This window comes from Pseudomonas sp. QL9, assembly GCF_041409665.1.
Classification (GTDB): Bacteria; Pseudomonadota; Gammaproteobacteria; order Pseudomonadales; family Pseudomonadaceae; genus Pseudomonas; species Pseudomonas knackmussii.
Window position 1 is genome coordinate 3,120,961 of the sequence record NZ_CP166971.1, and the last position, 26,619, is coordinate 3,147,579.

Genomic DNA, 26,619 nt, shown 5'->3' on the forward strand with positions numbered 1-26,619 from the left:
TGCGCGTTCGCATTTTCACGGTAGAGATTCGTGTCTAGAACGAAACGCCCCACCTGGCCCTGGCACGGGCTGACCGCGCTGATCCTCCTGCTGATCGGCGTCGGCCTCTGGTATTCCACCTCGCTGATCTCCTACGAGTGGCGCTGGAACCGCGTCCCGCAGTACTTCGCCTTCCAGGCCGAGGACGCGCAGCGCGCCGAGAGCGTGTCGCGGGTGGAGAAGATCGAACAGGGCGGCCGCAGCGCTCACGTCACCCTGGTCGCCGAGGATGGCAAGCAGCAGCTGCTGAGCGTGGCCAGCGACAGCCTGCAGTTCTCCGAGAACGATGATGTCGACGAAGGCGACGTGGTCGGCGTGCAGCGCCACTGGACCGCCGGCCCGCTGCTCTGGGGCCTGTGGACGACGCTGTGGATCTCCGTCGTGTCGGGCGCCATCGGCCTGTTCATCGGGCTGTTCGCCGGGCTCTGCCGGTTGTCGAAGAACCCGACGCTGCACGACCTGTCGACCCTCTACGTCGAGCTGGTACGCGGCACACCGCTGCTGGTGCAGATATTCATCTTCTATTTCTTCATCGGCACCGTGCTCAACCTGTCCCGCGAGTTCGCCGGGGTAGCCGCGCTGGCGCTGTTCACCGGCGCCTACGTGGCCGAGATCGTCCGCGCCGGCGTGCAGTCCATCGCTCGCGGGCAGAACGAGGCGGCTCGCTCGCTGGGCCTGAGTGCGCCCCAGGCGATGCGCCACGTGATCCTGCCGCAAGCCTTCAAGCGCGTGCTGCCGCCGCTGGCCGGGCAGTTCATCAGCCTGGTCAAGGACACCTCGCTAGTCTCGGTGATCGCCATCACCGAATTGACCAAGAGCGGCCGCGAGGCGATCACTACCTCGTTCTCGACCTTCGAGATCTGGTTCTGCGTGGCCGCTCTCTACCTCGTCATCAACCTGCCGCTGTCGCACCTGGCGAGCCGGCTGGAACGGAGGCTCGGACAAAGTGATTGAAGTCCGCAACCTGACCAAGGTGTTCGACACCCGCGGCCATGTGGTGCGCGCGGTGGACGACGTGACCACCCGCGTGGAAAAGGGCGAGGTGGTGGTGGTGATCGGGCCGTCCGGCTCGGGCAAGTCCACCTTCCTGCGCTGCCTCAACGGCCTGGAGGAGTTCGACTCCGGCTCGGTGAGCATCGACGGCGTCGACCTCGCCAACCCGAAGACCGACATCAACGCCTACCGCCGCGAAGTCGGCATGGTGTTCCAGCACTTCAACCTGTTCCCGCACATGACCGTGCTGGAGAACCTCTGCCTGGCGCAGAAAGTCGTGCGCAAGCGCGGCAAGAAGGAGCGCGAGGAAAAGGCTCGGGCGTTGCTGGCCAAGGTTGGCATCGAGCAGAAGGCCAACGAGTATCCGTCGCGCCTCTCCGGCGGCCAGCAACAGCGCGTGGCCATTGCCCGCGCGCTGTGCATGGAACCGAAAGTGATGCTGTTCGACGAGCCGACCTCGGCGCTCGACCCGGAGATGGTGGGCGAAGTGCTGGACGTGATGAAGGCCCTGGCGGTGGAAGGCATGACCATGGTTTGCGTGACCCACGAAATGGGCTTCGCCCGCGAAGTGGCCGACCGCGTGCTGTTCTTCGACCATGGCAAGCTGCTGGAAGATGCGTCGCCGGCGCAGTTCTTCGAAGAGCCGAGCGATCCGCGCGCACAGAGCTTCCTGCGTCAGGTGCTCTAAACGATCGATAAACGAAAAAGCCGCCTTCGAGGCGGCTTTTTTTGTGCTTGTAGGAGCGGATCTTATCCGCGAATCGCGCCGAGAACCCCGGCTATCGCGGACAAGGTCCGCTCCTACCGGCGCATTTACGACGGTGCAAAAAGAAACCGCCCCGAGGGGCAGCTTCTTCAGTGGCTGGCAATCAGCGATTGCGCGTCAGTAGCGCCGGGCGTTCGCCCTTGCGGCGCGGCTCCAGCTCTTCCAGCTGCTCGGCGGTGGGGAAGCGGTCGCCCTTCACCAGGTCGCGCTTGTTGATCACCACCGGCTGGCGGGTCGGTTTGGCCGCGCCGTATTCGCTAGGCTCGCGCAGCGGCGCGTCGCTCATCAGCGAGGGCGCGCCCTTGCCACCACGCTTGTTGCGTGCGGCGCGTTGCTTGCCCTGAGCGTTGCCGCCTTGGCCACCCTGGCCACCGCGTTGCTGACCGTTGGCGTTCTTGCCGCGGCCGCCCTGGCCGGCGCCTTTCTGACCCTGCTTGCCCTGACCTTGACCTTGACCTTGACCTTGACCTTGACCCTGAGCCTGGCCTTGACCTTGCCCGCGGGCGCGCTGCTGGCCCTGCTTGGGCTGGCCCTGACCTTGACCCTGGCCTTGCTGGCCCTGGCCGCCACGACGGCGTTGGCCGCGCTGCTGGTCCTTGTCCGGGTAAGGGCTGACGTAGTCGGCGCGGTTGCCGAAGTTGTCGAAATCGTCGTCGAGGAATTCCTCGGGGTCGCGATCCGCGGAATTTGCCTGCTGCGGGCGCGGGGCTTTCGGTTGGCGCGGCTGCCGAGGCTGGTTGTCGCCGCGCTGGGCCTGTTGCTCGCCTTGCGGCTGGCCCTGGCCTTCGCCCTTGTTCTTGCCGCGGCCGCCACGACGGCGGCGCTTGCCGGCCGGCTTGTCGCCCTGGGCTGCTTCATCTTCTACAGGCGCGCCTTCGGCGGCGGCGGGCTGGGCCTGCTGCTGTTCTTTCGGTTTGCGCTCGCTACGCTCGCTGCGCTTGGCCTTGTCCTTGCGCGGTTGGCGCTGGGGCTGCTCGCGCGGTTCGGGTTGGGCCACTTCCGGCAGTGCGGCATTGGGGTCGAAGCCCTGCATGTCGCCGGTGGGGATCTGCTGCTTGGTCAGGCGCTCGATGGCCTTGAGCAGCTTTTCCTCGTCCGGGGCGACCAGCGAGATGGCTTCGCCGCTACGCCCGGCACGGCCGGTACGGCCGATGCGGTGGACGTAGTCTTCCTCGACGTTGGGCAGCTCGTAGTTGACCACGTGGGGCAACTGGTCGATGTCCAGGCCGCGGGCGGCGATGTCGGTGGCGACCAGGATGCGCACGTCGTTGGCCTTGAAGTCGGCCAGTGCCTTGGTGCGCGCGTTCTGGCTCTTGTTGCCGTGGATCGCGGCAGCCGGCAGACCGTGCTTGGTCAGGTATTCGGCGAGGCGGTTGGCGCCGTGCTTGGTGCGGGTGAAGACCAGCACCTGTTCCCAGGCACCTACAGTCACCAGGTGCGCGAGCAAGGCGCGCTTCTGCGGTGCGGAGATGCGGAACACGCGCTGCTCGATACGCTCGACGGTGGTGTTCGGCGGGGTGACCTCGATGCGCTCCGGGTTGTGCAGGAGCTTGTTGGCGAGGTCGGTGATGTCGCGGGAGAAGGTCGCCGAGAACAGCAGGTTCTGACGCTTGGGCGGCAGCTTGGCGAGAACCTTCTTCACATCGTGGATGAAGCCCATGTCGAGCATGCGGTCGGCTTCGTCGAGGACCAGGATCTCCACGCGGGAGAGGTCCACGCTGCCTTGGCCGATGAGGTCGAGCAGGCGGCCGGGGCAGGCGACCAGGATGTCGACGCCCTTGGACATGGCCTGGACCTGGGGATTCATGCCGACGCCACCGAAGATGCAGGCGCTCTTCATGGGCAGGTCGCGGGCATAGACCTTGAAGCTGTCATGCACCTGGGCGGCCAGTTCGCGGGTCGGCGTCAGCACCAGGACGCGCGCCTGGCGCGGGCCGTGGCGGTGTTCGCGGTCGGGGTGGCCTTCGGGGAACAGGCGCTCGAGCACCGGCAGGGCGAAACCACCGGTCTTGCCGGTACCGGTCTGCGCCGCGACCATCAGGTCACGGCCCTGCAGCACGGCGGGGATGGCGCGTTGCTGGACCGGAGTGGGTTGGCTATAGCCCGCAGCCTCTACTGCGCGGGACAGCGCCTCGGACAGACCGAGGGAGGAAAAGGACATGCGGGTATTCCTATATGAGCTGGCCGCAGGCCAGCGAATGTGAAATCACCAAGTTCGTAGAACTCCTCTGTGCCCTCGTTCCCGCGTCGGAAAGGAGGGGGCGGCCGGCGCGCTGCCCGTTGGCGCTGCGCCGGTCTACTAGCAGGTGCCCATGTGGGCTCCACCGGGGCCGCCGGCGAAGCTGGCGGCCAGGGGGGGCGCCCGGCCCCGGGGGGAAGGCGCTGCCAGAGGAGGGCTGCCGTTCAGAGCAGGTCCTGCTGGCGTAGGTGCTGACGAATATCCTCGAGCCTGGGGCCGAGGAGTGCGCGCAACACCTTGTGATTCAGCCAGTCACCGAGCTGTTCTTCCACCGCCTGGTCCGGGTGGCGCTCGATGGCATTGGTCGCGGCTTTTTCCCACCAGACGGGGCCGCAGGCCCGGTCGAACTCGTTGTCGTAGTGATGGCAACCGTAGAACAGCTCCAGGCTGAACTGGCGCATCGATGCCGGCAGCGACAGGGTTCTCAGCTTGTACAACAGGCGCGAGGCACGTGGTGGACGTGGCAGGCGATCGGTCACCAGCAAGGTGTCATCGAGGGCCGGCGTGCTGAGAAGGGACGTTCGGTGCTTGTTCAGCCAGGCCTGGATCTTCGCGCGGAACAGCTGCTTGCGGCTCCAGTAGTGGTGGAGCAGGTCGGTGCAGCCTATCGGTTCCAACCGTCCATAAGCGGCCAGGGCGAGAACAAACTGTTCAAGAGTATAGGCCCCGCGGGCAATTGGATAGAGGTCATCCATCAATTCCAACGAACGGTCGAGGATTTCCCGGTCGTCGCTCGTCAGTCCGATGACCCCGGAGTTGACTAGCGGCGTCCGTTCGTCGGCGAGCCCGCGCTCTTTCAGGTACTCGATCATCCCCCGGTAAACCGGCGACGGGGTGTCGGCCAGCGGTCCGTCGATGGCGTTGCACAGCAGGGCGCCCTGGCGCACTCGCTCGAACAACTGCACGGGCGATACGCGGAAGAAGGTATCGGTGTCGATCAGGACTGCGCTGGGGCGCTCGTCCAGAGCTTCGCGCAGGACGATGTGCTTGGCCCGGAAGTGGTAGTCGTGCGGGCCACGCCAGCGGGCGAGGGTGGTCGGGTCGAGCCGATGAATGCGCAGCGGCAGACCGGCATAGGGCTCGCTGTTGTCCGTGACGACCAGCACGTCGAGCGTCTGCCCGGGCGTCTCGCGCAAGCGCGCAAAGGCGCTGGCGATGCTGAACAGCGCCTCTTCGTGATAGCTGTCCCGGCCGTAGACCAGGTAGATCAGGGTGTGGGTCGTGTCGACCATGCGCCACCTCGTTCGTCCATGAGGTCGAACCGCCGCCTTGTGGGCGGCGGTCCGGTCAGGCTCAGCGCGGCAGCTGCAGGTTGTTCCACAGTGCCAGGCTGGGTTCGGCCTGGTTCAGGGTATAGAAGTGCAGGCCCGGCGCGCCGCCTTCGAGCAGGCGTTCGCACATCTCGGTGATCACCTGCTCGCCGAAGGCCTGGATGCTGGGAATGTCATCCCCGTAGGCTTCCAGCTGCTTGCGGATCCAGCGCGGGATTTCCGCGCCGCAGGCGTCGGAGAAGCGCGCCAGCTTGGAATAGTTGGTGATCGGCATGATGCCCGGCACGATCGGGATTTCCACGCCCAGCTTCTGTGCGCGCTCGACGAAGTGGAAATAGCTGTCGGCGTTGAAGAAGTACTGGGTGATGGCGCTGTCGGCACCGGCTTTCACCTTGCGCACGAAGTTGGCCAGGTCGCTCTCGAAGTTGCGGGCCTGCGGATGGACTTCCGGGTAGGCGGCGACCTCGATGTGGAAGTGATCGCCGGTCTCGGCGCGGATGAACTCCACCAACTCGTTGGCGTAGCGCAGCTCGCCGCTGGCCATGCCCATGCCCGACGGCAGGTCGCCACGCAGCGCGACGATGCGCTGGATGCCGGCGTCCTTGTAGTGGGCCAGCAGGGCGCGCAGCTCGGCCTTGCTGTCGCCGACGCAGGACAGGTGCGGTGCGGTGGGAACTTTCACCTCGCCGTCCAGTTGCAGCACGGTCTGCAGGGTACGGTCGCGGGTCGAGCCGCCGGCGCCGTAGGTGCAGGAGAAGAAGTCCGGCTTGTAGCCGGCGAGCTGGCGCGCAGTGGCCAGCAGTTTTTCATGCCCGGCTTCGGTCTTGGCGGGGAAGAACTCGAAGCTGAAGCGACGTTCTTGAGACATAGACTTTCCTTCGCGCTACAGGAAACCGGCGGCGCAATGCGCCGCCGGTTCCCGTGCGAGCCTTAGTAGCGGTAGGTATCCGGCTTGAACGGACCTTCGACGGTGACGCCGATGTACTCGGCCTGTTTCGGGGTCAGTTGAGTGACCACGCCACCGAAGCCCTTGACCATTTCCAGGGCCACTTCTTCGTCCAGCTTCTTCGGCAGCACTTCGACGGTCAGGCGTTCGGCTTTCTTCTCGGCGGAGAGGTCAGCGTACTTCTGCTCGAACAGGAAGATCTGCGCCAGTACCTGGTTGGCGAAGGAGCCGTCCATGATGCGGCTCGGGTGGCCGGTGGCGTTGCCCAGGTTCACCAGGCGGCCTTCGGCCAGCAGGATCAGGTAGTCGTCGTTGGCCGGATCGAAGTCGCCGGCGCCGGTGCGGTGGATCTTGTGCACCTGCGGTTTGACCTCTTCCCATGCCCAGTTCTTGCGCATGAAGGCGGTGTCGATCTCGTTGTCGAAGTGACCGATGTTGCACACCACGGCGCGCTTCTTCAGGGCCTTGAGCATGCCGGCGTCACAGACGTTGACGTTGCCGGTGGTGGTGACGATCAGGTCGATCTTGCCCAGCAGCGCGGCGTCGACGCTGGCCTCGGTGCCGTCATTGATGCCGTTCTTGTACGGGGAAACCAGCTCGAAGCCGTCCATGCAGGCCTGCATGGCGCAGATCGGGTCGATTTCGGAAACCTTCACGATCATGCCTTCCTGGCGCAGGGACTGGGCCGAGCCCTTGCCCACGTCGCCGTAGCCGATCACCAGGGCCTGCTTGCCGGACAGCAGGTGGTCGGTGCCGCGCTTGATGGCGTCGTTCAGGCTGTGGCGGCAGCCGTACTTGTTGTCGTTCTTGCTCTTGGTGACCGCGTCGTTGACGTTGATCGCCGGGACTTTCAGGGTGCCGGCCTTGAGCATGTCGAGCAGACGGTGCACACCGGTGGTGGTCTCTTCGGTGATGCCGTGGATGCGCTCGAGCATCTGCGGGTATTTCTTGTGCAGGATCTCGGTCAGGTCACCGCCGTCGTCCAGCACCATGTTGGCGTCCCACGGCTGGCCATCTTTCAGGATGGTCTGCTCGATGCACCACTCGTATTCCTGCTCGGTTTCGCCCTTCCAGGCGAATACCGGGATGCCGGCAGCGGCGATGGCGGCGGCGGCCTGGTCCTGGGTGGAGAAGATGTTGCAGCTCGACCAGCGCACTTCGGCGCCAAGGGCGACCAGGGTCTCGATGAGCACGCCGGTCTGGATGGTCATGTGGATGCAACCGAGGATCTTCGCGCCTTTCAGCGGCTGGCTGGCGGCGTACTTGCGGCGCAGGCCCATCAGAGCCGGCATTTCGGACTCGGCGATGATCAGCTCGCGGCGGCCCCAGGCGGCCAGGGAAATGTCGGCGACTTTGAAGTCGGTGAAACCGGCAGGCGTCATGACAGCGCTCATGCGTAACTCTCCATTCGTTGTCTGCGAATGGGCGCCGTTGATGCGTAGTGCGCGCGGCGGATGCCGAGCGGGACGCGCCCCGTCCGAGCCTGACAAGCTTTCGCTTGCTGCAGCGCCCCTCGGACAGGTGGCGGGAGCGACCGGAGCGGTGCCGGCCGTTTGAAGCCTGCGGATTATAGCGGCGAGCGGCGGCAAGCCAAAGGTTTTCCGTCGTCTGCGCTGCGACGGCCGGGCCCGCCGCTGCCCGCGCCAGGGGCCGTGAAAACCCTGGCGCGGGGCGACGGGTTCAGATCACGCCCTGCGCGCGCAGCTTGTCGATGGCGGCGGCGTCGAGGCCGAGCACGCTTTCGAGGATCTGCTCGGTGTGCTGGCCGAGGGTCGGTGGGGCGTTGCGGTATTCGACCGGGGTCTCCGACAGGCGGATCGGGCTGGCCACCTGCGGCACGCTGCCGGCCAGCGGGTGCGGCAGGTCGACGCGCAGGCCGCGGGCGATCACCTGCGGGTCGGCGAATACCTGGGACAGGTCGTTGATCGGCCCGCAGGGCACGCTGGCCTCTTCCAGCACGGCGATCCACTCGGCGGTAGTTCGCATCACGGTGGCCTGGCGGATCAGCGGGATGAGCACGTCGCGGTGCGCTACGCGTGCCTTGTTGGTGGCGAAGCGCTCGTCGTCGGCCCATTCCGGGTGCCCGGCCAGTTCGCAGAACTTGCGGAACTGCCCGTCGTTGCCGACGGTGAGGATCATGTCGCCATCGGCAGTCGGGAAGTCCTGGTAGGGCACGATGTTCGGGTGTGCGTTGCCCAGCCGGCGCGGCGGTACGCCGGTGGTCAGGTAGTTCAGGGTCTGGTTGGCCAGGCAGGCGACCTGCACGTCGAGCAGGGCCATGTCGATGTGCTGGCCGATGCCGCTGACGTCGCGGTGGGCGAGGGCGGCGAGGATCGCCGTGGCCGAGTAGAGGCCGGTCATGATGTCGGTCAGCGCCACGCCGACCTTCACCGGGCCTGCGCCTTCCTCGGCGTCGGAGCGCCCGGTGATGCTCATCAGGCCGCCCAGGCCCTGGATCATGAAGTCGTAGCCGGCGCGCTTGGCGTACGGGCCGTTCTGGCCGAAGCCGGTGATCGAGCAGTAGATCAGCTTCGGGTTGATCTTCTTCAGCGACTCGTAGTCCAGGCCGTAGCTCTTCAGGCCGCCGACCTTGAAGTTCTCCAGGACGATGTCGGCCTTGGCCGCCATCTCGCGCACCAGGCGCTGGCCCTCGGGCTGGGTGAAGTCGACGGTGACGGATTTCTTGTTGCGGTTGGCCGACAGGTAGTAGGCGGCCTCGCTGGTGTCGCGGCCTTCGGCGTCCTTCAGGTAGGGCGGGCCCCAGGCGCGGGTGTCGTCGCCGCTGCCGGGACGTTCGATCTTGATCACTTCGGCGCCGAGGTCGGCGAGGATCTGCCCGGCCCAGGGACCGGCCAGGACGCGGGAGAGGTCGAGTACGCGGATATGCGAGAGGGCGCCGGACATGGAGGACTCCTGGCAGCGAAGGACAGGCGGGAAGCTGCCGGCGGCCGTGTGGCCGCCGGCAATGGGCATCAGAAGAAGGCCTGGATGCCGGTCTGTGCGCGGCCGAGGATCAGCGCGTGGACGTCGTGGGTCCCTTCGTAGGTGTTCACCACTTCCAGGTTGACCAGGTGACGGGCCACGCCGAACTCGTCGGAGATGCCGTTGCCGCCCAGCATGTCGCGGGCCATGCGGGCGATGTCCAGGGCCTTGCCGCAGCTGTTGCGCTTCATGATGGAAGTGATTTCCACCGCGGCGGTGCCTTCGTCCTTCATGCGGCCCAGGCGCAGGCAGCCTTGCAGGGCGAGGGTGATCTCGGTCTGCATGTCGGCCAGTTTCTTCTGGATCAGCTGGTTGGCAGCCAGCGGGCGGCCGAACTGCTTGCGGTCCAGGGTGTACTGGCGGGCGGTGTGCCAGCAGGCTTCGGCGGCTCCCAGGGCGCCCCAGGAGATGCCGTAGCGAGCCGAGTTCAGGCAAGTGAACGGGCCGCGCAGGCCACGCACTTCGGGGAAGGCGTTTTCTTCGGGGACGAACACGTTGTTCATCACGATCTCGCCGGTGATGGACGCGCGCAGGCCGACCTTGCCGTGGATCGCCGGGGCGGACAGGCCTTCCCAGCCTTTTTCCAGGACGAAGCCGCGGATCTGGCCTTCGTCATCCTTGGCCCAGACCACGAAGACGTCGGCGATCGGGCTGTTGGTGATCCACATCTTGGCGCCAGTCAGGCGGTATCCGCCGTCGACCTTCTTGGCGCGGGTGATCATCGAGCCCGGGTCGGAGCCGTGGTCCGGCTCGGTCAGGCCGAAGCAGCCGATGTATTCGCCGCTGGCCAGTTTCGGCAAGTATTTCTGCTTGGTGGCTTCGTTGCCGAATTCGTTGATCGGCACCATCACCAGGGAGGACTGCACGCTCATCATCGAGCGGTAGCCGGAGTCGATGCGCTCGACTTCACGGGCGATCAGGCCGTAGCACACGTAGTTCAGGCCGCTGCCACCGTATTGTTCGGGGATGGTCGCGCCGAGCAGGCCGGTTTCGCCCATCTCGCGGAAGATCGCCGGGTCGGTCTGCTCGTGGCGGAAGGCTTCCAGCACGCGCGGGGCCAGCTTGTCCTGGGCGAACTGGTAGGCGCTGTCGCGCACCATGCGCTCTTCTTCGGTGAGTTGCTGATCCAGCAGCAGCGGGTCTTCCCAGTTGAAGCTTGCTTTGGTGGCCATCGGGTTACCTCGGGGCAGTGACAGGGTGTCCGCTCCAGTTTAGGCGGACGGAGTGCGGCCGATCCTAGTCAGCCGCCGACCGGTGCGGCAACCGACTAATTCGCACGCTGTTGTGCTATTTTCTCACTCCGTGATTGCTCGAAGGCACGTGAAACGTGCGTTTGATTTGTGGTTTTGAGCGGTTATTCGAATTACGAGATTCCCAAGAGGCATTCGATGCGGCGCAAGATTCCCACCACGGCAGCGCTGGTCAGCTTCGAGTCCGCTGCGCGCCACGAGAGCTTCACCAAGGCGGCCGAAGAACTGTCGCTGACCCAGAGCGCGATCTGCCGGCAGATCGCCGGGCTCGAGGAGTTTCTCGGTGTCGAGCTGTTCCGCCGCTCGCGACGCGGGGTCAAGCTCACCGAGGCGGGCCTGGGCTACAGCCGCCGCGTCGCTGCTCAGCTGGATGCGGTCGAGCGCGACGCCCTGGCGGTAATGGGCCAGCAAGGCGGCGGCAGCATCGAGCTGGCGGTGGTGCCGACCTTCGCCACCCAATGGCTGCTGCCACGCCTGCGCACCTTCAAGGGGCTGCACCCGGAGATCACGGTCAACCTGACCAACCGCACACGGCCGTTCCTCTTCGCCGACACCGACTTCGACTGCGCGCTGTATTTCGGCGATGGCGCCTGGTCAGGCACCGTCTCGCACTTCCTCATGCACGAGGACCCGCTGCCGGTGTGCAGCCCGGAGCTGCTAGGCGGGCGCAACGGGCTGAGCGCCGCGGAAATCGCCGAGCTGCCGCTGATGCAGCAGACCACTCGGCCCTACGCGTGGCGCCAGTGGTTCGGTTCGCTCGGCATGAGCGTGGCGCATGACATGAACGGCACGCGCTACGAGCTTTTCTCCATGCTCGCCCAGGCGGCGATGCTCGGCATGGGCGTGGCGCTGATCCCGCCGATGCTGATCCAGCGCGAGCTGGCCGAGGGGCGATTGATCGTCGCCATGCAGCATGCCTATTTGAGCGAGAACGCCTATTACCTGATGATTCCCGAGCGCAAGGTGGAGTCGGCCAGTGTCCGGGCCTTCCGCGACTGGCTGCTCGACGAGGCGCGCCTCTACCGCAGCGAAGCCGGTTTAGGCTGACCCGCAGCACGGTGCCGCGTGCCGGATGGCGCCTGACTTGCATAGCCGGCGGGGCTTTCCCCGTCATCGCGCCCACAAGGCGCACCCGCACCTATGGAGTTTCCATGAATTTCCACACCCGTAAATGGATCAAGCCCGAAGACCTCAACCCCAACGGTTCGCTGTTCGGCGGCAGCCTGTTGAAGTGGATCGACGAGGAGGCAGCCATCTACGCCATCATCCAGCTGGGCAACCAGCGCGTGGTCACCAAGTTCATTTCCGAGATCAACTTCGTCAGCTCGGCGCGTACCGGCGACATCATCGAGATGGGCATCACCGCCACCGAATTTGGCCGCACCTCGATCACCCTGACCTGCCACGTGCGCAACAAGATCACCCGCAAGAGCATCCTCACCATCGACAAGATGGTCTTCGTCAACATGGGGCCGGATGGCGTGCCGGCGCCCCATGGCAAGACCGAGATCACCTACATCAAGGACCAGTTCAAGGACGAGGAAGATTCCGAGGTCTGACCGGGCCACCGGGCGGGCTTGCCCGGGCCGGGGGTGGCGAGGGTAGAATTAATCTGGTCTATACCAGGAATTCCCGCCTTGTTCGCCACCATGCTGGTCCTGCTCGCCGCCGTGCTCCATGCGGCCTGGAACACCCTCGTCAAATTCAGCGCCGACCGCCTGCTGGTGGTGGCCTGCATGGACCTCGTCGGGCTGGTCGTCGCCCTCGCACTGCTGCCCTGGATCAGCCTGCCGCCCGCCGAGGTATGGCCCTGGCTGGGCAGCGCCGTGCTGTTGCAGCTGGTTTACCGGGTGCTGCTGATTCAGGCCTACAAGGTCGGCGACCTCGGCCTGGTCTATCCGCTGATGCGTGGCCTCTCCCCGTTGGTAGTGCTGGCGCTGACCCTGCTGGCCGGCGGCGAGACGCTGAGCGACCGGCAGGTGCTCGGCATCCTGCTGATCCCGCTGGGGATGCTCTGCCTGCTCAAGGGCGGCGGCGGATCGAAGCTGCCGTGGATCGCCTTCCCGGTCGTGCTGCTGATGGGGCTTTGCATCGGCAGTTACACCTGGACCGACGGCAACGCCCTCAAGCGCTGGCCGCAGCCGCTGGACTACCTGGTCTGGCTGACGCTGCTCTCGGGACTGCCTTTCCCAGTGATCGCCGTTGGCGCGCGCACCCGTGCTTTCGCGCGCTTCTGGCAAACCCAATGGAGGCTCGGCCTCTGCGTCGGCGTCTGCGTGATGGCCAGCTACGGCCTGGTGCTCTGGGCCATGCAGCTGGGTTCCATCGCCGAGGCGGCGGCGCTGCGCGAGACCAGCGTGCTACTGGTGGTGCTGTTCGGCATGCGTTTCCTCAAGGAACCCTTCGGCCTGCTGCGTTTGCTGGCCTGCAGCCTGGTACTGGCCGGCATGCTGGTGATGAAGCTCTGAGATTGGCCGTGGCTGCGCGCGTTTTTTGCGTGCCGGTCATGGACGACCGAATGGGCTTGCGGCAGTCTGGCGCGCTCTTTTCGACGAGTCCTCAGACATGCCTATCGCCTTCTGGTGCATCCTCATCGCCCTGTTCCTGCCCTACCTGGGCACAGGCCTCGCCAAGTTCGCCGGCCGCGATTTCGGCCCGCGGCAGAACCGCGACCCGCGCTCCTTCCTCGAGGGGCTGGCGGGCTACCGCCGGCGCGCGCACAACTTCCAGCTGAACAGCTTCGAGGTCACGCCGGCATTCGCCATCGCCGTGATGGTGGCTTACGTGGTGGGCAATGCAGAACCGACGACCATCGACCGCCTGGCCATGGCCTGGATCATCAGCCGCCTGATCTACATGATCTGCTACCTCGCCGACCTGGCGATGCTGCGCTCGCTGGTGTGGTTCATCGGCATGGCGCTGATCGCGTCCTTCTTCGTTGTCTCTGCCTGAACGGCGGCTGAACGAAGGACGAATTCACTGCGGCCGATGGCCGCAGTGGCTGGCCGGCGGACTGGAACATTGTCCGGGGCGAGCGGATAATCCGGCGCTCCCCGTGTCTGGCCCATCCCCACAAGAGTCCGCTCGATGAAGCTGAAGACCCTGTCCGTTCTGCTGTTGGCCGGCGTCGCCCTGGCCGGTTGCCACCGCCTCGATCCGAACTCGCCGTTGGCCAAGCGCCAGGCGGTCTTCAAGCAGATGCTGCACGCGAGCGAGGACATGGGCGGCATGCTGCGCGGGCGCATCGTCTTCGATGCCGAGAAATTCCGCGCCGACTCGGTGAAGCTCAACGAGCTGGCCGGCCAGCCCTGGCAGTACTTCCCCACCAGCAAGCCGACCGACGAAGGCGGTGACAGCCGCGCCAAGGACGAGCTCTGGCAGCGCCAGCTGGAATTCCAGGCCGACTCCAAGACCTTCCAGCAGGCCGTCACTGCGCTGGAGGCCAACACCCGCGCAGCGACGCCGACTGCCGAAGGCGTGCGCAAGGATTTCGCCGCCGTGGAAGACGCCTGCGAAGCCTGCCACAAGAAATTCCGCGCGCTTTAACGCCGTAGGAGCGGATCTCATCCGCGATTCCCTGCGCCATCGGTGCTAGGAAAATCGCGGACAAGGTCCGCTCCTACAGGTTTATGCCGTCTATTCAGCCGCGAGCTCTATTCCGCCAGCTCGCGCTTGGCCTGCTCCAGCTCGGCACGGGCCTCGGCAAGCTTGGTCTTGCGCTTTTCGAGCTTCTCCGCGTCGCCCTTGTCCAGCGCCTTGCGCAGGTCCTTCTCGCGGCGGCTGACTTCCTTCTCTGCATCGATGACGCGCTGGGCGCGCTGCTGTGCCAGACCGTCGTCCGTGCAGTTGGCCTTGGACTTATCCAGGGCGGTCTGCAGCCCGGCGACCGCCTTCTGATCGCCGCGCGCCCGGGCTTCTTCCAGTTTTCCAGCGATTTCCGCCCGTTTCGCCGCGCAGCCGGTCAGGGGCTGCTCCGTCGGTGCCGCGAGGGCGCTGCCGCAGAGCATGAGGGCGAGGCTGAGGGAGAGGGATCGGAACATTCTCGGGTCCTGCGTTACCAAAAGGGAATGCCGCGCGGGCGAAGGGCTAGAGTTTGCCATTAAGCGCGCGGGATGACCTTGTCTTGCGGCAGGTCGCTGCTCGATCCGATCCACTTGTGCTCCGGGCCACGGAGCGGGGAGGCTGGATGCGTATCGCGATTCGCCTGGTGCAGGGGCTCATTGTCCTGCTGCTGGCAGCATTGCTGGCTGGTGCCTGGTATCTGCTGCCGGGTGAGCGATTGCGCGAGCCGGCGTTGACCGGCGTGAGCGAGGACAGCTCGCTGCGCACCGGCGGCATGCGCCGCTATTACGTCCTCTACGTGCCGGAGAAGCTGGCGCCCAATCCGGCCCTGCTGGTGGTGCTGCACGCCTCGCAGAGCAATGGCGAAGGCATGCGTCGAGACAGCGGTTACGGCTTCGATGCGCTGGCTGATCGCTACGGCTTCCTGGTGCTCTATCCCGACGGTTACGAGGGCCACTGGAACGATTGCCGCAAGGCCGCCAGTTACAGCGCGCGGACAGAGCACATCGACGACGTGACCTTCCTTAGCCGGCTGATCCGCCGCGTGAAGCGCGAGCGTCAGGTCGACCCGCAGCAAATCTTCGTTGCTGGCTACTCCAACGGTGGGCAGATGGCCCTGCGCATGGCCGCCGAAGGAAAGCTGCCGCTGGCCGGCATCGCCCTGGTGGCGGCCAGTCCGCCGACGCCGGAGAACGATGACTGCCGGCCGTTGGAGAAGCCGTTGGCGACCCTGCTGATGAATGGCACGCGCGATCCGATCAACCCCTACGCCGGTGGACGCGTGCGACTGTTCGGCTTTGGCGATCGCGGAGACGTGCTGGGCAGTGAGGATGCTGCCGCCGCGCAGGCCAAGCGCAATGGCATCGACGCCGCCGGCGAGCCCGAGCAACTGACCCGGCCGGGGCCGATCTGGTCCGAACGCCGTGTCTGGCAGGCGGCGGGCGCGCCGCCTGTCGAGCTAGTCAGTGTGCATGGCGGCGGCCACCTGCTGTCGCAGCCGGGCTATCGACCGCCGCGCCTGCTCGGCGCGGGCGATCCGGAGCTGGATGGGCCCGCTGAGATCTGGCGTTTCTTCAGCCAGAGCCTGCCGCCGGCCGCTCAGACCTCGACGACGCAGTAGGGATCGAAGCCGCCCCGTTCCCGGGGATAACCGCCCGGGTTGCACACCACCCGGCCGCGGCCGATGCGGTAGTCGAGGGCATCGTGAACGTGACCGTGAATCCACAGGTCGCACTGCGCGACCAGCGCTTCGAGGTCCGAGGCGAAGGCCGGCGACAGGCTGTCGCCGACATACTGCGGCGGGATCGAGCGCGCGCTGGGTGCGTGGTGGCTGACCACCACGGTCGGCCCGGCGAAAGGCTCGGCCAGCTGCGCCGCCAGCCAGTCGCGCGAAGCCTGGAACAACTGCTGGCTGAGCGCCGGCGTGTAGGGCTGGGTGAACCAGTCGATGCAGCTGAAGTCCGGCATCAGCTGCAACGCGCGTTGCAGTGTCAGGTCCCGGTTGTCTTCGCCGTACAAGCGGAAGTCCGTCCACAGGGTGGCGCCGAGGAAGCGCACGCCGTCGATGACCACCGCGTCGTTCTCCAGGAAGTGGATATCCAGGGCGCGCGCCAGGTTGCGCATGGCCTGGGTCAGGTCCGGCAGGTCGGAGTCGTAGAACTCGTGGTTGCCGGAGACGTACACCACCGGCGTGTCGGGGAAGGCCTCGCGGGCCCAGTGCAGGCCCTGGAGGTGCTCGTGGATGTCGCCGGCCAGCACCACGAGATCGGCTTCGACCTCGGGCAGTTCGCGGCGGCCGTCGAAGTGTTCGTGGTGCAGGTCGGACAGGACGCGAATGCGCATGGCGATGCTATCGGCTGAGAAGGGAGCGCAATTGTGCGCCTGCCCGGCGCATTCAGAAACCCGCTATGCCCGCACGGCGAAGCTGCTCCGCGAGGCTTCGCACCTCGGCATCGGCGAAGAAAGCCTGCAGTTGCCGGGCGCGCGTCGGGCCGATGTTGGGCAGGCGCTGCCAGTCCTCGACGGTGCGGGCGGACAGCTCGGTCCAGCGCTCATCCGGCAGGCTGTCGGCCTGCGGAGCGCCGAGCGCCCGTATCCACTGGCGGAAGGGACGGCTGCGCGCAGTCTCGAATTGCTGCTGCAGCTGTTGCGCGCTGCGTTCGCCAATGCCTGGCAAGGCCGCTAGCTGGTCGGCGGGCAGGTCCAGCCAGTCCAGCAAACCCTGCAACTGACCGGCTTCCAGCAGCGTTCGCCAGGTGCCCGGACCTACGCCCTGAAGCTTCAGCCCCTGCTTGCCGCCCAGCCAGGCGAGGCGGGCGAGGAACTGTTCCGCACAGCCCTCGTCAGGTCTCCAACAGCTGAGTGCGTGATAACGCCCAGCCGCCGGTGCCTGTACAGGCGCACGGTGCGGCGAGCGGCGGACCACCTCCTGCAATCGCGGAATGGTCAGGCCGGCGAGGGCGATGGCGACTTGGTCTCCGGGGCGGATATCCAGAGCCTGCCAGCGCCGCAACGAACCCAGGCTCACCTGGGCGATACGCCGGTCGTCCAGCTCGACGGGCTGCAATAGCAGGAGGGGCGTTATGCGCCCGCTGCGGCCGATCCTGAATTGCACCTCGCGCACTTCCGCCAAAGCCTGTCGATAAGGGTATTTCCAGGCGATGGCCCAGGACGCCGGCTGCGCGCGCCAGGTGCTGCCCGAAGCGCGCTGGCCCTGGCGGATGACGATGCCGTCGCTGGCGAAGGGCAGGGCGCTGCGGTACCAGTGCTCGCGCCATTTGCGTACGTCCTTGATGCTGCGAACCGGCTCGGTGAGCGCCGCGCTGTCGCCGAAGCCGAGTTTGCGCAGCGCTTGCAGGCGTGCGGGCATGTCCTGCGGGCCGAGTGGCAGCTCCCAGACGAACAGACCGATGCCTTGCGCCTGCTCACCTATCGATTGCCGGGCCATGAGCCCGGCCACCTTGCCGCGCGCGCCTTGCCCGCCGTCCTGGGCCTGCACATGACCGGGCTGGCGCCAGTACAGCTCGCCCTGCAGGACAAGCCGCCCATTGCCTGGCAGCCGCTGCGGAATGCTCGTCACCTGGCGCGCATTGGCGGTCCAGTCCTGGCCGGCCAGTCCGTCGCCGCGGCTGATCGCCTTGCGCAGTTCGCCGTCCTGGTAGACCAGCGTGACCGCGACGCCATCCACCTTCGGCTGGACCCAGAGGTCATCGCGATCCTCCAGCCAGTGGCTCACCGCTTTCTCGTCGAGCGCCTTGTCCAGGCCGGTGTGCGGCACCGGATGGCGCAACTTGCCGGCGGCACCCTGCATGGGCGGCGGCAGCTCGATGTGCAGCTGTGGATAACAGCGTTGCCACTCGCTGAACTGGTGGCGCGACTGGTCGTAGAGCTCGTCGGCGACCGGCGATTCGCCGTGCAGGTGATAGGCCCGGTCCCAGTTGGATATCTGTAGGCGCAGGCTGTCGAGTTCGACACGCGCACGCGGTTCCGGCCAGTCCGGGCAGGCCACGGCGATGGCGGGGCAGAGCAGCAGGCAGGTGAGCGGCAGGTGGCGCATGGCGGTGTCCTCGCGTCCGGAAGGGCGTTCCAGGCTAGGAGGACGGCGGCTGGGAAGGCGCCGGGGCGGGCGTGGGAGCTTTCCGCAACGCCCATGAAAAAGCCCTGCATGGGCAGGGCTTCTTCTTCGTGACGCTGGAGCCTTACAGGCCGGCGGCGTCGCGCAGGGCAGCGGCCTTGTCGGTGCGCTCCCAGGTGAAGGCGGTGAAGGTATCGTCGCCGTAGGTCATCTCGAACGGGTTGCGGCCGAAGTGACCGTAAGCCGCGGTCGGCTGGTACATCGGGTGAAGCAGGTCGAGCATCTTGGTGATCGCGTACGGACGCAGGTCGAAGTGCTCGCGGACCAGTTGGATGATCTTGTCGTCGCCGATCTTGCCGGTGCCGAAGGTGTTGATCGAGATGGAGGTCGGCTGGGCCACGCCGATGGCGTAGGACACCTGGATCTCGCAGCGCTCGGCCAGGCCGGCGGCAACGATGTTCTTGGCCACGTAGCGGCCGGCGTAGGCAGCCGAACGGTCGACCTTGGACGGGTCCTTGCCGGAGAAGGCGCCGCCGCCGTGGCGAGCCATGCCGCCGTAGGAGTCGACGATGATCTTGCGGCCGGTCAGGCCGCAGTCGCCCACCGGGCCGCCGATGACGAAGTTGCCGGTCGGGTTGATGTGGAACTGGGTGTCCTTGTGCAGCAGCTCGGCCGGCAGCACGTGCTTGATGATCAGCTCCATCACGCCCTCACGCAGGTCCTTGTAGCTGACCTCGGGGTTGTGTTGGGTGGACAGCACGATGGCGTCGATGCCGACGACCTTGCCGTTTTCGTAGCGGCAGGTGACCTGCGACTTGGCATCCGGACGCAGCCACGGCAGCAGGCCGGACTTGCGCGCTTCGGCCTGGCGCTCGACCAGACGGTGGGAGAAGCAGATCGGCGCGGGCATCAGCACGTCGGTTTCGTTGCTGGCGTAGCCGAACATCAGGCCCTGGTCGCCAGCGCCCTGGTCTTCCGGCTTGGCGCGGTCGACACCCTGGTTGATGTCCACGGACTGCTTGCCGATGATGTTCAGCACGCCGCAGGTGGCGCCGTCGAAGCCGACGTCGGAGCTGTTGTAGCCGATGTCGATGATGACCTTGCGCACCAGCTCTTCCAGGTCGACCCAGGCGGAGGTGGTGACTTCGCCGGCGATGATGGCAACGCCGGTCTTCACCAGGGTTTCGCAGGCCACGCGGGCGTACTTGTCCTTGGCGATGATGGCGTCCAGCACGGCATCGGAGATCTGGTCCGCGATCTTGTCGGGATGGCCTTCGGATACGGATTCAGAAGTGAAAACAGAATATTCGCTCATCTAACGGTTCCTATTCATTACCGGTGGGTGAGGACGCTTCGCGAATCCGGCTTGGCGAAATGCCGAACCTGGATCTGAAAGCCATTACGCAAACCAATGTAAACACTCTCCCCGGGCGCGAGCCCGGCGGCGTCGGCCCAGCGGGCCAGGTCTTCCTGTTCGAACCCCAGCCAGAGATCGCCACAGGCCTCCCTGGCCCAGCTCTGGTCGTGGCTGCAGAGATCCGTCACCAGCAGGCTGCCACCCGGTTTGACCAGGCGCGCCAGCTGGCGCAGGGCATCCGCCGGTGCCGCGAAGTGGTGCAGCACCATGTTCAGTACCACGCAGTCCGCCGCATCTTCGGCGTCCTGCAGGGCATCGGCCAGCCGCAGCCGGACGTTGCCCAGTCGTTCGTCGGCGCAGCGTTGCCGCGCCAGTTCGAGCATGGCCGCGCTGTTGTCCAGCGCGGTGACCTGCGCGAAGCGCCGGGCCAGCTCGGGGAGGAATCCACCGTCGCCGGGGCCGACTTCCAGGGCCGTGGAGGCGCCGTCGAAACTCAGCGAGTCCAGCAGCGCCAGCACGCTTTCACGGTATTGCGGCAGTCCTGCGATCAGGTCCTGCGTGGCCTGCAGCTTCTCCGCGCTACGGGCGAAGTAGGTGCGGCTGACGGCGGCGCGCTGCGCATGCACCGCGGCGATCTGCGCCGCGACGTCGGCCGGCAGGTCCAATTCGTCGACTTCCTCCAGCAGCGCACCGTGCAGCGTGCCGCCGAGGCTGTCGGCCTGGGGCAGGGCGCGGCGATAGAAGATCGCGTTGCCTTCGCGGCGGGTGGCGACCAGCCCGGCCTGGGCCAGCACCTTGAGGTGGTGGCTCATCCCCGACTGGCGGATGCCGAAGATCTGCGCCAGCTCCAGCACGCCGAACGAATCGTTTGCCAGGGCGCGCAGCACGTTCAGCCGCAGCGGGTCGCCGCCGGCCTTGCACAGGGCAGCTAGCTGGTCGCACTCGTCGTGGCGGATTTCGGGCATGCGCAGACTCATAGGTCGCGCAGTCTAGTCGCGGGGTCCGGGGTGGGCAATAGCTGTATCAAAAAGTTTTGATATTGCTGACGAACTGCGCCAGCCATGGGATGCCGCCGCCATCGCGGGCATCGCGGCGAGCCCCGCGCCGCGTGGTGGGAGGCCGCGGCGCGTGCAGCTTGTCGATCATCATTGCCCCGGGGTGTCCGGCTGGGCGAAAATAGCTGCCTTTTTTCATCCCCTTCGATCATTCGAAGCACCCCGCAGGAGATTCAGCGATGCCCAGCCGTCGTGAGCGAGCCAATGCCATCCGCGCACTGAGCATGGATGCCGTGCAGAAAGCCAACAGCGGCCACCCTGGCGCCCCCATGGGTATGGCGGACATCGCCGAAGTGCTCTGGCGCGATTACATGAAGCACAACCCGAGCAACCCGCAGTGGGCCGACCGCGACCGCTTCGTGCTGTCCAACGGCCACGGCTCGATGCTGATCTACTCGCTGCTGCACCTGACCGGCTACGACGTCACCGTCGATGACCTGAAGAACTTCCGCCAGCTCAACTCGCGCACCCCGGGCCACCCGGAGTACGGCTACACCGCCGGCGTCGAGACCACCACCGGTCCGCTCGGCCAAGGCATCGCCAACGCCGTGGGCATGGCCCTGGCCGAGAAAGTGCTGGCCGCGCAGTTCAACCGCGACGGCCACAACATCGTCGACCACTTCACCTACGCCTTCCTGGGCGACGGTTGCATGATGGAAGGCATCTCCCATGAAGTCGCCTCGCTGGCCGGCACCCTGCGCCTGAGCAAGCTGATCGCCTTCTACGACGACAACGGCATCTCCATCGATGGCGAAGTCCACGGCTGGTTCACCGACGACACCCCGAAGCGCTTCGAAGCCTACGGCTGGCAGGTGATCCGCAATGTCGACGGCCATGACGCCGACGAGATCAAGACCGCCATCGAGACCGCCCGCAAGAGCGACGTCCCGACCCTGATCTGCTGCAAGACCGTGATCGGCTTTGGTTCGCCCAACAAGCAGGGCAAGGAAGAGTGCCACGGCGCGCCGCTGGGCAACGACGAGATCGCCGCCACCCGCGCTGCGCTGGGCTGGAACCACGCGCCCTTCGAAGTCCCTGCGGACATCTACGCCGAGTGGGACGCCAAGGAAGCCGGCGCCAGCCGCGAATCCGAGTGGAACCAGCGCTTCGCCGCCTACCAGGCCGCCCATCCGGAACTGGCCGCCGAGTTCCAGCGCCGCGTCGCTGGCGAGCTGCCGGCTGACTTCGCCGAGAAGGCCGCTGCCTACGTCGCCGAAGTCGCCGCCAAGGGCGAAACCATCGCCAGCCGCAAGGCCAGCCAGAACGCGCTGAACGCCTTCGGCCCGCTGCTGCCGGAATTCCTCGGTGGCTCCGCCGACCTCGCCGGCTCCAACCTGACCCTGTGGAAAGGCTGCAAGGGCGTGACCCCGGAAGACGCTTCCGGCAACTACGTGTTCTACGGCGTTCGCGAGTTCGGCATGAGCGCCATCATGAACGGCGTGGCCCTGCATGGCGGCTTCATCCCCTACGGCGCGACCTTCCTGATCTTCATGGAATACGCCCGCAACGCAGTGCGCATGTCCGCCCTGATGAAGCAGCGCGTGCTGTACGTGTTTACCCACGACTCCATCGGTCTGGGCGAAGACGGCCCGACCCACCAGCCGATCGAGCAGCTGGCCAGCCTGCGCCTGACCCCGAACCTGGACACCTGGCGCCCGGCCGACGCGGTCGAGTCCGCGGTGGCCTGGAAATATGCCATCGAACGCAACGACGGCCCGTCCGCGCTGATCTTCAGCCGCCAGAACCTGCCGCACCAGGCACGCGATGCCGAGCAACTGGCCAACGTCGCCCGTGGCGGCTACGTGCTCAAGGACTGCGACGGCGAGCCGGAGCTGATCCTGATCGCCACCGGTTCGGAAATCGGCCTGGCCGTTCAGGCCTACGACAAGCTGATCGCCGAAGGCCGCAAGGTGCGCGTGGTTTCCATGCCGTCCACCAGCGTCTTCGAGCAGCAGGACGCCGGCTACAAGCAGGCCGTGCTGCCGGTGCAGGTCGGTGCACGCATCGCCATCGAAGCCGCGCATGCCGACTACTGGTACAAGTACGTTGGCCTGGAAGGCCGCGTGATCGGCATGACCACCTTCGGCGAGTCGGCTCCGGCCGCCGCGCTCTTCGAGCACTTCGGCTTCACCGTCGAGAACGTGCTGGAAGTGGCCGCCGAACTGCTCGACGCCTGATAGCGCGTCCGCATCCGCCGGGGCCTGCGCCCCGGCGGTGATCGCCAAGGGATAACAATGTCCAAGCGCCCTTACCGAGTCGCCCTCAACGGCTACGGCCGCATCGGCCGCTGCGTCTTCCGCGCCCTGCATGAGCGTGGCGCCGCCGCCGGTTTTTCCATCGTCGCGCTGAACGACCTGGCCGACCTGCCCAGCCTGGAATACCTGACCCGCTTCGACTCCACCCACGGCCGTTTCCCCGGCGAGGTGCGCGTGGCCGATGGCTGCCTGCATGTCGGCGGCGATTGCGTGAAGGTACTGCGCCAGGCCGAGCCCGAGGCCATCGACTGGGCCGCGCTGGACATCGACCTGGTGCTGGAGTGCTCCGGCGTCTACCACACCCGCGCCGATGGTGAGCGCTTCCTGGCCGCCGGGGCGCCGCGCGTGCTGTTCTCGCAGCCGATGGCCAGCGAGGCCGATATCGACGCCACCGTGGTCTTCGGCATCAACCAGCAGCAGCTGAGCGGCGCCGAGAAGCTGGTGTCCAACGCCTCCTGCACCACCAACTGCAGCGTGCCGCTGCTCAAGTTGCTGAACGAGGCGGTGGGCATCGAGTACGTCTCCATCACCACCATCCACTCGGCGATGAACGACCAGCCGGTGATCGACGCCTACCACCACGAAGACCTGCGCCGCACGCGTTCGGCCTTCCAGTCGGTGATCCCGGTGTCGACGGGCCTCGCACGCGGCATCGAGCGACTGCTTCCGGAACTTGCCGGGCGTATCCAGGCCAAAGCCGTGCGGGTGCCGACGGTGAACGTCTCGGCGCTCGACATCACCCTGCAGGTCGCCCGCGACACTTCCGCCGCGGAAATCAACAAGGTGCTGCGCGAAGCCGCCAACCACGGGCCGCTGAAGGGCCTGCTGGACTACACCGAGCTGCCCCACGCCAGCTGCGATTTCAACCACGACCCGCATTCGGCGATCGTCGACGGCAGCCAGACCCGAGTTTCCGGTCCGCGCCTGGTGAACCTGCTGGCCTGGTTCGACAACGAATGGGGCTTCGCCAACCGTATGCTCGACACCGCGGGGCATTTCCTGCGGGTCGCCCAATGAACGCAATTCAAACAGCCCAGACAGGACTGACGTCATGACCGTTTTGAAGATGACCGACCTCGACCTCCAAGGTAAGCGCGTGCTGATCCGCGAGGACCTCAACGTGCCGGTGAAGGACGGCGTGGTGAAGAGCGACGCTCGCATCCTGGCCTCCCTGCCCACCATCAAGCTGGCCCTGGAGAAGGGCGCGGCGGTGATGGTCTGCTCGCACCTGGGTCGTCCGACCGAAGGCGAATACTCCGAAGAGAACAGCCTGCAGCCGGTCGCCGCCTACCTGAGCAAGGCCCTGGGCCGTGAAGTGCCGCTGGTCAAGGACTACCTCGACGGCGTCGAAGTGAAAGCCGGTGAAGTCGTGCTGTTCGAGAACGTGCGCTTCAACAAGGGCGAGAAGAAGAACGCCGACGAGCTGGCGCAGAAGTACGCCGCCCTGTGCGACGTCTTCGTCATGGATGCCTTCGGCACCGCCCACCGCGCCGAGGGCTCGACCCACGGCGTGGCCAAGTTCGCCAAGGTCGCTGCCGCCGGCCCGCTGCTGGCCGCCGAGCTGGACGCCCTGGGCAAGGCCCTGGGCAACCCGGCCCGCCCGATGGCCGCCATCGTCGCCGGCTCCAAGGTGTCGACCAAGCTCGACGTGCTGAACAGCCTGGCGCAGATCTGCGACCAACTGATCGTTGGCGGCGGCATCGCCAACACCTTCCTGGCTGCTGCTGGCTACAAAGTCGGCAAGTCGCTGTACGAAGCCGACCTGGTCGACACCGCCAAGGCCATCGCCGCCAAGGTCAGCGTGCCGCTGCCGGTGGACGTGGTCGTGGCCAAGGAATTCGCTGAAAGCGCCGCTGCCACCGTCAAGGCCATCGCCGACGTTGCCGACGACGACATGATCCTCGACATCGGCCCGCAGACCGCCGCCCAGTTCGCCGAGCTGCTGAAGTCGTCCAAGACCATCCTGTGGAACGGTCCGGTCGGCGTCTTCGAGTTCGACCAGTTCGGCGAAGGCACCAAGACCCTGGCCAAGGCCATTGCCGAAAGCCCGGCGTTCTCCATCGCTGGCGGTGGCGACACCCTGGCTGCCATCGACAAGTACGGCGTGGCCGAGCAGATCTCCTACATTTCCACCGGTGGCGGCGCCTTCCTCGAGTTCGTCGAGGGCAAGGTCCTGCCGGCCGTGGAAGTGCTGGAACAGCGCGCCAAGCAGTAAGGATCGAACGCGGCGGCCGTTGCTATGGTTCGCCGCGTCAGGCGAGAGCTCGGCCGCAAGACGGGCACCGTTGTTGCCGCCGATAGGGAGAGTTGCCCGATGAAGCCTTGTTACGCCCTGGCCCTGCTCGCCGTGCTGGCCGGCTGCTCCAGCCATCCGTCCGGAAGCGCCGGTTCGGTGAAGGGCAGCGGCTGGAACCACTGGGTCTGCGACACCAATGCGCAGGTGATCTGGCGCTATGTCGAGGGATCGTCGCGCTCGGCGGTCGTCGATCTGCGCCTGGGCGAGGACGACGTGGTCCACCACCTCGAAGAGGAACCCGGCGGTTCCGGCGCTTTCTATAGCGACGGACTGGTCGGCTTCAGCATCAATGGCGACCGCGGAGTGGTGTACTGGGTGGAAAGCAACGACCTGATCGGCCGCGATTGCCACGCCCGCTAGGCCGCGCGGCGCAAGAGACTTGAATACGGCCTGCCCCTGGGGCAGGCTTTCGAACCACAGATCGAGCCCAACTTCTGGGAGAAGTGAAAACATGGCACTCATCAGCATGCGCCAAATGCTGGATCACGCCGCCGAGTTCGGCTACGGCGTTCCGGCCTTCAACGTCAACAACCTCGAGCAGATGCGCGCCATCATGGAAGCGGCCGACAAGACCGACTCCCCGGTGATCGTGCAGGCCTCCGCCGGTGCCCGCAAATACGCCGGCGCGCCCTTCCTGCGTCACCTGATCCTGGCCGCCATCGAAGAATTCCCGCACATCCCGGTGTGCATGCACCAGGACCACGGCACCAGCCCTGACGTCTGCCAGCGCTCCATCCAGCTGGGCTTCAGCTCGGTCATGATGGACGGCTCGCTGAAGGAAGACGGCAAGACTCCGGCCGACTACGAATACAACGTCCGCGTGACCCAGCAGACCGTGGCTTTCGCCCACGCCTGCGGCGTGTCCGTGGAAGGCGAGCTGGGCTGCCTGGGTTCGCTGGAAACCGGCATGGCCGGTGAAGAAGACGGCGTCGGCGCCGAAGGCGTTCTGGATCACAGCCAGCTGCTGACCGACCCGGAAGAAGCCGCCGACTTCGTGAAGAAGACCAAGGTCGACGCCCTGGCCATCGCCATCGGCACCAGCCACGGCGCCTACAAGTTCACCAAGCCGCCGACCGGCGACATCCTCGCCATCGACCGCATCAAGGCGATCCACGCGCGCATTCCGGGTACCCACCTGGTGATGCACGGCTCCTCCTCGGTTCCGCAGGACTGGCTGGCGATCATCAACGAGTTCGGCGGCGAGATCCCCGAAACCTACGGCGTGCCGGTCGAGGAAATCGTCGAAGGCATCAAGTACGGCGTGCGCAAGGTGAACATCGACACCGACCTGCGCCTGGCCTCCACCGGCGCCATTCGTCGCTTCCTGGCGAAGAACCCGAGCGAGTTCGACCCGCGCAAATACTTCGCCAAGACCATCGAAGCCATGCGCGATGTCTGCATCGCCCGCTACGAAGCCTTCGGCACCGCCGGCCATGCCTCGAAGATCAAGCCGATCTCCCTGGAAGGCATGTTCCAGCGCTACGCCAAAGGTGAGCTGGAGCCGAAGATCAACTGATCCGGCCCCGCACCTGAA

25 protein-coding genes and 1 riboswitch are annotated in these 26,619 nt (G+C 66.3%); of the genes, 13 read left to right on the forward strand and 12 right to left on the reverse strand.

What is annotated here, in order from left to right:
* Window positions 1-30: 30 nt before the first annotated feature.
* The gene (locus ACA097_RS14690; protein WP_043255988.1) at window positions 31-993 is read left to right on the forward strand and encodes an amino acid ABC transporter permease; all 963 of its coding nucleotides are present in this window, start codon (window positions 31-33) and stop codon (window positions 991-993) included.
* Window positions 986-1,720 (forward strand): amino acid ABC transporter ATP-binding protein, encoded by a 735-nt coding sequence (locus ACA097_RS14695; protein WP_371364142.1) that lies wholly within the window; start codon window positions 986-988, stop codon window positions 1,718-1,720. Before ACA097_RS14690 ends, ACA097_RS14695 begins: the two co-directional genes overlap by 8 nt.
* A gap of 181 nt (window positions 1,721-1,901) precedes the next feature.
* On the opposite strand, the gene ACA097_RS14700 is transcribed toward ACA097_RS14695, so the two are convergent.
* The 6 genes from ACA097_RS14700 to ACA097_RS14725 form a co-directional block, all read right to left on the reverse strand.
* Entirely contained in the window at window positions 1,902-3,959 is a 2,058-nt protein-coding gene (locus ACA097_RS14700; RefSeq protein ID WP_371364144.1) for a DEAD/DEAH box helicase, read from the reverse strand.
* A 242-nt stretch (window positions 3,960-4,201) separates the two neighbouring features.
* Window positions 4,202-5,269 carry a hypothetical protein gene (locus ACA097_RS14705; protein ID WP_160288637.1) on the reverse strand — a complete coding sequence of 356 codons (1,068 nt, stop codon included), beginning with the start codon at window positions 5,267-5,269 and terminating at the stop codon, window positions 4,202-4,204.
* Between the two features lie 61 nt (window positions 5,270-5,330).
* Complete coding sequence (metF, locus tag ACA097_RS14710; RefSeq protein WP_043255981.1) at window positions 5,331-6,176, reverse strand: methylenetetrahydrofolate reductase [NAD(P)H]; 846 nt, start codon at window positions 6,174-6,176, stop codon at window positions 5,331-5,333.
* Between the two features lie 62 nt (window positions 6,177-6,238).
* On the reverse strand, window positions 6,239-7,648 hold the full coding sequence (ahcY, locus tag ACA097_RS14715) for an adenosylhomocysteinase (RefSeq protein WP_160288636.1): 1,410 nt from the start codon (window positions 7,646-7,648) through the stop codon (window positions 6,239-6,241).
* Between the two features lie 22 nt (window positions 7,649-7,670).
* A riboswitch (S-adenosyl-L-homocysteine riboswitch) is annotated at window positions 7,671-7,775 on the reverse strand.
* Window positions 7,776-7,934: 159 nt separating this feature from the next.
* Complete coding sequence (locus ACA097_RS14720; protein WP_371364147.1) at window positions 7,935-9,158, reverse strand: CaiB/BaiF CoA transferase family protein; 1,224 nt, start codon at window positions 9,156-9,158, stop codon at window positions 7,935-7,937.
* A gap of 68 nt (window positions 9,159-9,226) precedes the next feature.
* The gene (locus tag ACA097_RS14725) at window positions 9,227-10,408 is read right to left on the reverse strand and encodes an acyl-CoA dehydrogenase (RefSeq protein ID WP_043255976.1); all 1,182 of its coding nucleotides are present in this window, start codon (window positions 10,406-10,408) and stop codon (window positions 9,227-9,229) included.
* A gap of 216 nt (window positions 10,409-10,624) precedes the next feature.
* On the opposite strand from ACA097_RS14725, the gene ACA097_RS14730 reads away from it, so the two are divergent.
* The 5 genes from ACA097_RS14730 (at window position 10,625) to ACA097_RS14750 (ending at window position 14,032) form a co-directional block, all read left to right on the forward strand.
* A complete protein-coding gene (locus ACA097_RS14730) occupies window positions 10,625-11,533 on the forward strand; it encodes a LysR substrate-binding domain-containing protein (protein ID WP_371364149.1) in 909 nt (302 codons plus the stop codon).
* 104 nt (window positions 11,534-11,637) lie between these two features.
* Complete coding sequence (locus ACA097_RS14735) at window positions 11,638-12,045, forward strand: acyl-CoA thioesterase (protein ID WP_043255972.1); 408 nt, start codon at window positions 11,638-11,640, stop codon at window positions 12,043-12,045.
* Window positions 12,046-12,123: 78 nt separating this feature from the next.
* Window positions 12,124-12,954: an EamA family transporter gene (locus ACA097_RS14740; RefSeq protein ID WP_371364151.1), complete on the forward strand. Its 831-nt coding sequence runs from the start codon at window positions 12,124-12,126 to the stop codon at window positions 12,952-12,954.
* A gap of 97 nt (window positions 12,955-13,051) precedes the next feature.
* A complete protein-coding gene (locus tag ACA097_RS14745) occupies window positions 13,052-13,438 on the forward strand; it encodes an MAPEG family protein (RefSeq protein ID WP_043255968.1) in 387 nt (128 codons plus the stop codon).
* 135 nt (window positions 13,439-13,573) lie between these two features.
* Window positions 13,574-14,032 (forward strand): cytochrome c, encoded by a 459-nt coding sequence (locus ACA097_RS14750; RefSeq protein WP_043255966.1) that lies wholly within the window; start codon window positions 13,574-13,576, stop codon window positions 14,030-14,032.
* A gap of 107 nt (window positions 14,033-14,139) precedes the next feature.
* Here the strand turns inward: ACA097_RS14750 and ACA097_RS14755 are convergent, their stop codons facing one another.
* On the reverse strand, window positions 14,140-14,526 hold the full coding sequence (locus ACA097_RS14755; protein ID WP_371364154.1) for a DUF1090 domain-containing protein: 387 nt from the start codon (window positions 14,524-14,526) through the stop codon (window positions 14,140-14,142).
* Between the two features lie 146 nt (window positions 14,527-14,672).
* Between ACA097_RS14755 and ACA097_RS14760 the strand changes: the two genes are divergently transcribed.
* The gene (locus ACA097_RS14760) at window positions 14,673-15,668 is read left to right on the forward strand and encodes a PHB depolymerase family esterase (protein ID WP_371364156.1); all 996 of its coding nucleotides are present in this window, start codon (window positions 14,673-14,675) and stop codon (window positions 15,666-15,668) included.
* Here ACA097_RS14760 and ACA097_RS14765 read toward each other — a convergent pair.
* The 5 genes from ACA097_RS14765 to ACA097_RS14785 all read right to left on the reverse strand — a co-directional run bounded on the left by ACA097_RS14765 (window position 15,647) and on the right by ACA097_RS14785 (window position 20,628).
* Complete coding sequence (locus tag ACA097_RS14765; protein ID WP_371364158.1) at window positions 15,647-16,390, reverse strand: metallophosphoesterase; 744 nt, start codon at window positions 16,388-16,390, stop codon at window positions 15,647-15,649. The genes ACA097_RS14760 and ACA097_RS14765 overlap by 22 nt on opposite strands.
* Before the next feature lie 52 nt (window positions 16,391-16,442).
* Window positions 16,443-18,104 carry an NAD-dependent DNA ligase LigB gene (ligB, locus tag ACA097_RS14770; RefSeq protein WP_371364160.1) on the reverse strand — a complete coding sequence of 554 codons (1,662 nt, stop codon included), beginning with the start codon at window positions 18,102-18,104 and terminating at the stop codon, window positions 16,443-16,445.
* Between the two features lie 142 nt (window positions 18,105-18,246).
* Entirely contained in the window at window positions 18,247-19,437 is a 1,191-nt protein-coding gene (metK, locus tag ACA097_RS14775) for a methionine adenosyltransferase (protein WP_043255957.1), read from the reverse strand.
* A 17-nt stretch (window positions 19,438-19,454) separates the two neighbouring features.
* On the reverse strand, window positions 19,455-20,456 hold the full coding sequence (locus tag ACA097_RS14780) for a metalloregulator ArsR/SmtB family transcription factor (RefSeq protein ID WP_043255955.1): 1,002 nt from the start codon (window positions 20,454-20,456) through the stop codon (window positions 19,455-19,457).
* A 46-nt stretch (window positions 20,457-20,502) separates the two neighbouring features.
* Window positions 20,503-20,628: a hypothetical protein gene (locus ACA097_RS14785; protein WP_371364163.1), complete on the reverse strand. Its 126-nt coding sequence runs from the start codon at window positions 20,626-20,628 to the stop codon at window positions 20,503-20,505.
* A gap of 85 nt (window positions 20,629-20,713) precedes the next feature.
* On the opposite strand from ACA097_RS14785, the gene tkt reads away from it, so the two are divergent.
* The 5 genes from tkt (at window position 20,714) to fba (ending at window position 26,601) form a co-directional block, all read left to right on the forward strand.
* Window positions 20,714-22,711, forward strand: a complete 1,998-nt coding sequence (tkt, locus tag ACA097_RS14790) for a transketolase (protein WP_043255953.1) — start codon at window positions 20,714-20,716, stop codon at window positions 22,709-22,711.
* 57 nt (window positions 22,712-22,768) lie between these two features.
* Window positions 22,769-23,806 (forward strand): erythrose-4-phosphate dehydrogenase, encoded by a 1,038-nt coding sequence (gene epd / locus ACA097_RS14795; protein ID WP_371364165.1) that lies wholly within the window; start codon window positions 22,769-22,771, stop codon window positions 23,804-23,806.
* 34 nt (window positions 23,807-23,840) lie between these two features.
* Window positions 23,841-25,004 (forward strand): phosphoglycerate kinase, encoded by a 1,164-nt coding sequence (locus ACA097_RS14800; protein ID WP_043255951.1) that lies wholly within the window; start codon window positions 23,841-23,843, stop codon window positions 25,002-25,004.
* A gap of 99 nt (window positions 25,005-25,103) precedes the next feature.
* Window positions 25,104-25,445 carry an MliC family protein gene (locus ACA097_RS14805; protein ID WP_043255949.1) on the forward strand — a complete coding sequence of 114 codons (342 nt, stop codon included), beginning with the start codon at window positions 25,104-25,106 and terminating at the stop codon, window positions 25,443-25,445.
* 91 nt (window positions 25,446-25,536) lie between these two features.
* Complete coding sequence (gene fba, locus ACA097_RS14810) at window positions 25,537-26,601, forward strand: class II fructose-bisphosphate aldolase (RefSeq protein ID WP_043255948.1); 1,065 nt, start codon at window positions 25,537-25,539, stop codon at window positions 26,599-26,601.
* The last annotated feature ends 18 nt before the right edge of the window (window positions 26,602-26,619 follow it).